This is a genomic window from Planctomycetota bacterium (assembly GCA_035574235.1).
GTDB lineage: Bacteria > Planctomycetota > MHYJ01 > MHYJ01 > JACPRB01 > DATLZA01.
This window is the reverse complement of record DATLZA010000057.1, coordinates 1-7,006: the sequence shown is the minus strand read 5'-3', so window position 1 is coordinate 7,006 and position 7,006 is coordinate 1. Positions and strand designations below refer to the sequence as shown.

The window sequence follows — 7,006 nt, the reverse complement described above, 5'->3', positions numbered from 1 at the left end:
CGGCCTCGGGGGCGGGGGCCGGCGCGGCTCCGGGGGCGGGCGGCGGGGCCGGGGGAGCGGGCGGTCGCGGCGCCGGAGCGACGTAGGCGAGGATCAGGTCGTCCTTTTCGATGTGCTCGCGGAAGACCCGCGTGTCCGCGTAGCGTTCGCGCAGGAGGTCGTAGGTGCGCCGGACGTCGGCGGTGGACTTGATTCCGATGAAATAGAGAAGCACCTGGTAGAGGCGGTCGGCTTTGGCCTCGTGGACGGTGGTCAGGAGGTTGGGATCCCGGCGGAGCGCCTCGTCGAAGAGGGCTTTGAGTTTATCGTTGGCCCCGTTGCGGGCGCAGAAGTCGGCCAGATCGAAGAAGTGAAGTCCGGTGACCTCCCGGCCGGGCTTGACGCGGTAGGACAGCGGCTTGCCCGGCTCGCCCTCGGCGAGGATCCCGCGGTACTCGCATTGTTTCTTAAGCTCGAGCGTCACCTCGACGGCGGCGTAGAGGGGCTCGAGGCGCTCGATGCTGGAGACGCGCGAGCGTTCGAGGCGGGAGCGGATGCCCGTGAGAGTTTCGTAGTACAGGGACGTCTTGTCTTCATCAAGGATCTTGACGACGAGCCGGCCGCCGCCCTGGATCCAGAGCCGCGTGAGCGGAGGCATTTCCAGAAGGACGCCCTTCGTGGTTTCGCGGACAAGGTCGTTGTAGAGGCGCACGCGCGCCTCGACCTCGGCGAATTGAGAGGCGCGGTCGGGGGGGATCATCAGGCGGCTGGTGTTCTTGATCTTCTCGGAAGCTTCGAAGAAGCGGCCGCGGGTCAGGAGGTCCTCGACCGACGCGAAGAGGGAGTCCAGTTCGGCGGGCGAGTAGGTGCGAAGGGTGGGCGGCGGCGGCGCGGGGGGCGGGGGGTCCGGCCGCCGGGCCGCGGGAGGCGGTTCGGCGGGTTTCGGGGGGGCGGCCGGGCGGGGAGCGGAGGTCGGACGGGGCGTTTCGGAGGAACGCGGCGGTTCGGGCGCTTCCGGGGGCGAAAGCAGCCTCGCGACGTCGAGTGGATTCCGCCCTTTTTCGAAGCAGGCCCAGAGGTATCCGCCGAGCAGTCCCAGGAGGACGGCGAAGAAAATCTTTCCGGCGGTGAAGCGGCGGCGGCGGGGAATGTAAGCCATGATCCTGAAAATCCTACCCCCCTTTCACCGCGGGGGTCAAGCGCGATTCTCCCTTGACGCTGCGGAGGGGGCGGCCTAGAATCACGCGCGTCGCTGGCGTAGCTCAAAAGTAGAGCACCGGTTTTGTAAACCGGCGGTTGTCGGTGCAAATCCGACCGCCAGCTCCAGCCAGATCCCAGACCTTGCCGCGGTCCGTCGTCGGAGTGCCGGCGCGGCCGGGACGGGAACCTCTGGCATCTGGTTCGGGCTGGTACCCAAGTGGCCAAAGGGGGCAGACTGTAAATCTGTTGGCTTTACGCCTTCGGGGGTTCGAATCCCTCCCAGCCCACCACCTCGACTTATGATGCAGGCTCGCGGACGCTCGGGGCACGCAAGGACGGGCCAAATGAGCGAGCGAGTGGAGGTGGGTCCGATTCGATCCGATCGGAAATTGACACGGAACGCCGAAGCAAGGAGAAGTCAGAGGCGGGGGTAGTTCAGGGGTAGAACACCAGCCTTCCAAGCTGGTTGTCGCGGGTTCGAATCCCGTCCCCCGCTCCAGTCTTCGCCGATCGGCATAAAGGATTTGCGGGGGCTGCGGCGGATTTCGCGATGGCCTGTCTGACTTGCCGGCGTGCGGAGCGCGAAGGGCTTCGGCAACGAGAGGCCTGGCAGGGAGGACGTGATTTTTTTTGCGTTTTGAAGTGTCGATTTCTTGACATTGGCATGCGGGTTGCTATACTCTTTGCCCTTGGAGTGGCGATATAGGGGACCAGAAACCCGCCCTTTGGTTCTGCCCAATAACGTGTTTGACGAGGAGCGGAAGCCCTATTGTCTCCGGTGAGGGTGACCGATCCGGGCTCGTGCTGGGGTAGCTCAGCGGGTAGAGCACGTCCTTGGTAAGGACGAGGTCGCGGGTTCAAGTCCCGTCCCCAGCTCCACGGATCGCTGGGCCGAAACGAAATAAAAGGGAAGCGTAGAGAAGGGAGACTCGATCATGGCGAAGGAAAAGTTCAAGCGCACCAAGCCTCACGTCAACGTCGGCACGATCGGTCACATCGACCACGGCAAAACGACGCTGACGGCGGCGCTGACCGCGGTGGCGGCGGCCCAGGGGCTGGGGCAGTTCCGGTCCTACGACGAGATCGCCAAGGCCTCCGAGAAGGACGGCCGGCGCGACCCGTCCAAGATCATCACGATCGCGATCTCCCACGTGGAGTACGAGTCTCCCCAGCGCCATTACGCGCACATCGACTGTCCGGGGCACGTGGACTACATCAAGAACATGATCACGGGGGCGGCCCAGATGGACGGGGCCATCCTGGTCGTCAGCGCGGCGGACGGCCCCATGCCGCAGACGAAGGAGCACGTGCTCCTGGCGCGGCAGGTGCAGGTGCCGGCCATGGTGGTCTTCCTGAACAAGGTGGACCTTGTGGACGACAAGGAGCTTCTGGACCTCGTGGAGATGGAGATCCGGGATCTTCTGACGAAGTACGAGTTCCCGGGCGACAAGGTGCCCGTGATCCGGGGCTCGGCGTTGAAGGCGCTCCAGAATCCGAAGGACGCGGAGGCCATCAAGCCCATCCAGCAGCTTCTGGAGGCGATGGATCAGCATATTCCGCTGCCGGTGCGGGAAGTGGACAAGCCCTTCCTCATGCAGGTGGAGGACGTCTTCTCCATCAAGGGCCGCGGCACGGTGGGCACGGGCCGCATCGAGCGCGGCCGCGTGAAGGTGGGCGAAGAAGTGGAAATCGTCGGGCTGCGGGAGACGCGCAAGAGCGTCGTGACGGGCGTCGAGATGTTCAACAAGGAGCTCGACGAGGGCGTGGCGGGCGACAACGTGGGCCTGCTTCTGCGCGGCGTCGAGAAGGACGATCTCGAGCGCGGGATGGTGATCGCCAAGCCGGGATCGATCACGCCGCACACGGAGTTCGAGGCGCACATTTACGCGCTTTCGAAGGACGAAGGCGGCCGGCACACGCCGTTCTTCAAAGGCTACCGCCCGCAGTTCTACTTCCGGACCACGGACGTGACCGGCGAGGTGACGCTCAAGCAAGGGGTTGAGATGGTGATGCCCGGCGACGACACGGACATCGCGGTGAAATTGATCACGCCGGTGGCCATCGAGCCGAACCTGCGGTTCGCGATCCGCGAGGGCGGAAAGACGGTGGGTTCGGGAGTCGTCACGAAGATCATCAAGTAGCCGGGTTGCCCCGGAGGGACGATGCCTCGCGAGTGGGTGTTCCTGGAATGCGGGGAGTGCGGGACGCGGTATTACCGCACGACCAAAAACAGCAAGGTTCAGGCCAAGCTGGAGCGGGTGAAGTTCTGCCCGCAGTGCCGCCGGCGGGTGGCGCATAAGGAGAAGAAGAAGTAGGAGCGGCTCCGGGGGGCCGGTCGCCCCTCCGTTTAGGGCGGTAGGTCAATTGGTAGACTACCGGTCTCCAAAACCGGGGGTTGGGGGTTCGAGTCCCCCCCGCCCTGCCACGGACGAGGCCGGCGGGGCCGGTCGGGTCGAGGATAGCGATGTCGGATATCTTGGTGGAGCAGAAGCAGGCGCACCCGTCGCCGGCTCCGGCGCCGTCCCGCGGCCGCAGGCTGCGGGCGGCCCTGGAAGGCTGGATGGTGCTCCTGGCGGTCTGCGTCGCCGGCACGCTGGCGCACGCGCTGTCGCGCTGGGAGGCGCTCGGGACGGCCTCGATTCGGTGGGGCGGGTGGTCCCTGAGCCCCGCGGGGCTGGGATCGGGCGCGCTTGCCGGAGCGCTCCTTCTCTGGGTTTCGCGGCGGCGGTTCGGACCGCGCCTGGACTGGTACAAAGCGGGGCAGGGCCGATGGACCCGGGCGTCGGCCCTGGTGCTTCTGGGGGCGCTGACGGCGTTCGGCTGCATTACCTTCTATACATGGCCTTCGACGACGAGTTCCTGGTGGGCCGACATTGCGCGTCTGGACGTGGCCGGCAAGGCGTTTCGCCTCAAGCCGATCCTTTTTCCGACGGCCGGAATCTTCGCCGCGGTGATGCTGACGGCGTATCTGCTTCTGAATCGCCCGCGGTGGGCGGATTTCCTGATCGAGACGGAAGGGGAGCTGCGCAAGGTGGCCTGGCCGGCGCGCAAGGAGTATGTGGGCTCCTCGGTGGTGGTGGTGCTGGTCATCACGGTGATTTCCGTCTTCCTGTACGCGGTCGACTCGATTCTCAGTGCCCTCCTTAAATGGTGGGGGATCGGATTCTAAGCGATGTTGGACGAAGCCGAGAAGAAGGACGCGGGGGACGCGGGCGCCGAGGCGTCCGTGGGTCCCGAGCGCAAGTGGTACGTGGTCCGGGTCCAGAGCGGCCGCGAGGAGCAGGTGAAGGAAGGACTCCTGCGGCGGGTCCGGGCCGCGGGGCTTGAGGGCAAGATCACCAACGTGATCGTGCCGACCGAGAAGGTCACGGAGATCCGCAGCGGCCGCAAGACGGTGCGCGAGAAGAAGCTCTATCCCGGCTACATCATGATCGAGATGCAGCAGGACAAGGACGCCTGGTTCCTCGTGCGGGAGACGCCGGGGATCGGGGATTTCCTCGGGCTCAAGGAGCCGATCCCCATGGCCGAGCACGAGGTCAACAAGATGCTCGTGGAGCAGTCGGGGGCCGAGGAGGAGAAGCCCAAGATCAAGATCGACTTCCAGAAGGGCGACACGGTGCGGGTCAAGGAAGGCGCGTTCGAAAACTTCGACGGAATCGTGGAGGAGATCAACCCGCAGAAGGGCACGGTTTCGATCACGATCACGATCTTCGGGCGCGCGACCCGCGTGGACTTGGAGTATTGGCAGGTCGAGAAGATTTGACCGGGACGCAACGATGCCTCCGAAAAAGGAAGTGATGGTGCGGATCAAGCTCCAGTGCCCCGGCGGGCAGGCCACGCCCGCGCCCCCCGTGGGACCGGCGCTCGGCCAGCACGGCGTCAACATCGGCGAGTTCGTCAAGCGGTTCAACGACGCCACCCGCAAGGAGCAGGGGCTGATTGTGCCGTGCATCGTGACGGTCTACAAGGACCGCACGTTCGACATCGTCTACAAGACGCCGCCGGCGAGCGTGCTGCTGAAGAAGTACGCCAACGTGGTCAAGGGGAGCGGCCAGCCGAACAAGGAGAAGGTGGGCACGGTCACGCGCAAGCACCTCGAGGAAATCGCGCGCATCAAAATGAAGGACATGAACGCCGCCAACCTCGAGGCGGCCGTCAAGACCATCGAGGGGACCGCCCGGAACATGGGCATCAAGGTGGAAGGGTAGAACGCCATGCGGCGACGCAGCAAACGCTACCGGAAGGAAGTCGCCAAGGTGGACGCGCGGCGCAAGTACTCCCTGGAGGAGGCGGTGCGCGTGCTGAAGTCCATGGCCTCGACCAAGTTTGACCAGTCGGTCGAAGTGGCCCTGAAGCTGGCGATCGATCCCAAGAAGAGCGAGCAGACGATCCGCGGATCGGTGTCCCTGCCCAAGGGGATCGGAAAGTCCCGGCGGGTGATCGTGTTCGCCGACGGCGAGGAGGCCCGCCTGGCCCGCGACGCGGGAGCCGACGAGGTCGGGATGGACGAGCTGGCCAAGAAGATCGAAGGCGGATGGCTGGACTTCGACGTGGCGATCGCCCTGCCGCGGACGATGAAGGTGATCTCCAAGCTCGGCAAGGTGCTCGGCCCCAAGGGGCTGATGCCCTCGCCCAAGAACGGGACCGTCACCGAGGACGTGCGCACGGCGGTTCGCGAGTTCAAGGCCGGAAAGATCGAGTATCGCAACGACGCGGCCGGCAACGTCCAGGCGGCGGTGGGGAAGCTCTCCTTCAGCGAGGAGGACCTGCGGGCCAACATCGAGGCCTTCATCGAACACATCCGGTCCGTCCGGCCGGCGACGGTGAAGGGGAACTTCATCCAGAACGCGTCGGTGTCGGCTTCCATGGGGCCGGGGCTGGCGCTGGCGGTCCAGGCGTGAGCGGTCGGACGCGACGACAGGGGCTTGAGACTTAGGACACGCGACTATGTCGAAGGTGCTTCGGAAACGAATGGTCGAGGAGCTGGCCGAGAAATTCAAAGGCCAGAAGAACCTCGTGCTGGTGGACGCCCGCGGAATGACCGCCAACCAGTCCAACGAGCTGCGCGCTCAGCTTCGGGAGGGCCGGGTGCGCATGCGGCTGGTCAAGAATTCCGTGGCGCTGCACACGTTCAAGAAGCTCGGGATCGATGCCTTCGAGAAACATCTGGCGGGGATGAACGCGCTCGTGTACGGGCCGGATCCCCTGGTGCTGGCCAAGAAGCTCATCGCCTACCGGGACAAAAACCAGAAGCCCGAGGTCAAGTGCGCCCTCATCGAGGGAAAGGTTCTCGGCCCCAAGGAGCTCGTGGAGCTGTCCAAGCTGCCGGGGCGGGAGCAGCTTCTGTCGCAGATCCTGGGGGTGATGAAGGGCGCGGCGCAGCAGTTCGCCGGCGTGCTCTACGAGATTCCGCGGCGGTTCGTGGGGACGCTTCAGGCGGTGGCGGATAAGGAGAAGAAGTGATGGGCAACGTGGCGGGTCTGCTCGAGGAGGCGGGAAAGCTCGCGGAGGCGGAGCGGGTCGAGCTCCTGGGCGCGCTTCTGGAGCGCGAGGGGACGCTGGGCCTGGCGCGCCTCCTGGGGGCGCTGGAGTCGAGGTTCGGGGTGAAGGCGGCCGTTCCCGCGGGGGCGGCTCCCGGCGCCGCGGCCGCGCCGGCCGCCGCCAAGGCGGAGGTGCCCACGGCCTTCGACGTGATTCTGAAGAGCGGCGGGGCCAACAAGATCAACGTGATCAAGGTGGTGCGGGCGGCGACGAACCTGGGGCTGAAGGAAGCCAAGGACCTGGTGGACAAGGGCGGGCAGCCGGTCAAGACCGGGATTCCCAAGGA

General features: G+C 65.6%; 9 protein-coding genes and 5 tRNA genes. 13 read left to right on the top strand and 1 reads right to left on the bottom strand.

The window, feature by feature from the left end; all coding sequences use genetic code 11:
* On the bottom strand, window positions 1–1,138 hold a 1,138-nt coding region (locus tag VNO22_04450), incomplete at its 3' end, for a hypothetical protein (GenBank protein ID HXG60598.1).
* 92 nt (window positions 1,139–1,230) lie between these two features.
* Between VNO22_04450 and VNO22_04445 the strand changes: the two genes are divergently transcribed.
* The 13 genes from VNO22_04445 to rplL form a co-directional block, all read left to right on the top strand.
* Window positions 1,231–1,305, top strand: a tRNA-Thr gene (locus VNO22_04445).
* 77 nt (window positions 1,306–1,382) lie between these two features.
* Window positions 1,383–1,469: transfer RNA gene (locus VNO22_04440), tRNA-Tyr, on the top strand.
* A gap of 134 nt (window positions 1,470–1,603) precedes the next feature.
* Window positions 1,604–1,678 (top strand) — tRNA-Gly (locus VNO22_04435).
* A 304-nt stretch (window positions 1,679–1,982) separates the two neighbouring features.
* Window positions 1,983–2,058, top strand: a tRNA-Thr gene (locus tag VNO22_04430).
* Window positions 2,059–2,114: 56 nt separating this feature from the next.
* Window positions 2,115–3,320 (top strand): elongation factor Tu, encoded by a 1,206-nt coding sequence (gene tuf, locus VNO22_04425; protein HXG60597.1) that lies wholly within the window; start codon window positions 2,115–2,117, stop codon window positions 3,318–3,320.
* Window positions 3,321–3,341: 21 nt separating this feature from the next.
* The gene (gene rpmG, locus VNO22_04420; protein ID HXG60596.1) at window positions 3,342–3,494 is read left to right on the top strand and encodes a 50S ribosomal protein L33; all 153 of its coding nucleotides are present in this window, start codon (window positions 3,342–3,344) and stop codon (window positions 3,492–3,494) included.
* 34 nt (window positions 3,495–3,528) lie between these two features.
* Window positions 3,529–3,604, top strand: a tRNA-Trp gene (locus VNO22_04415).
* A gap of 39 nt (window positions 3,605–3,643) precedes the next feature.
* Window positions 3,644–4,348 (top strand): preprotein translocase subunit SecE, encoded by a 705-nt coding sequence (gene secE / locus VNO22_04410; GenBank protein ID HXG60595.1) that lies wholly within the window; start codon window positions 3,644–3,646, stop codon window positions 4,346–4,348.
* 3 nt (window positions 4,349–4,351) lie between these two features.
* The gene (gene nusG, locus VNO22_04405) at window positions 4,352–4,942 is read left to right on the top strand and encodes a transcription termination/antitermination protein NusG (GenBank protein HXG60594.1); all 591 of its coding nucleotides are present in this window, start codon (window positions 4,352–4,354) and stop codon (window positions 4,940–4,942) included.
* Between the two features lie 34 nt (window positions 4,943–4,976).
* A complete protein-coding gene (gene rplK / locus VNO22_04400) occupies window positions 4,977–5,387 on the top strand; it encodes a 50S ribosomal protein L11 (GenBank protein HXG60593.1) in 411 nt (136 codons plus the stop codon).
* Window positions 5,388–5,393: 6 nt separating this feature from the next.
* Window positions 5,394–6,080 carry a 50S ribosomal protein L1 gene (gene rplA / locus VNO22_04395; GenBank protein ID HXG60592.1) on the top strand — a complete coding sequence of 229 codons (687 nt, stop codon included), beginning with the start codon at window positions 5,394–5,396 and terminating at the stop codon, window positions 6,078–6,080.
* 46 nt (window positions 6,081–6,126) lie between these two features.
* Window positions 6,127–6,642: a 50S ribosomal protein L10 gene (gene rplJ, locus VNO22_04390; GenBank protein ID HXG60591.1), complete on the top strand. Its 516-nt coding sequence runs from the start codon at window positions 6,127–6,129 to the stop codon at window positions 6,640–6,642.
* Window positions 6,642–7,006 (top strand): 50S ribosomal protein L7/L12 (gene rplL / locus VNO22_04385; GenBank protein HXG60590.1); only part of this gene is annotated, 365 nt, incomplete at its 3' end. The genes rplJ and rplL, both read left to right, overlap by 1 nt.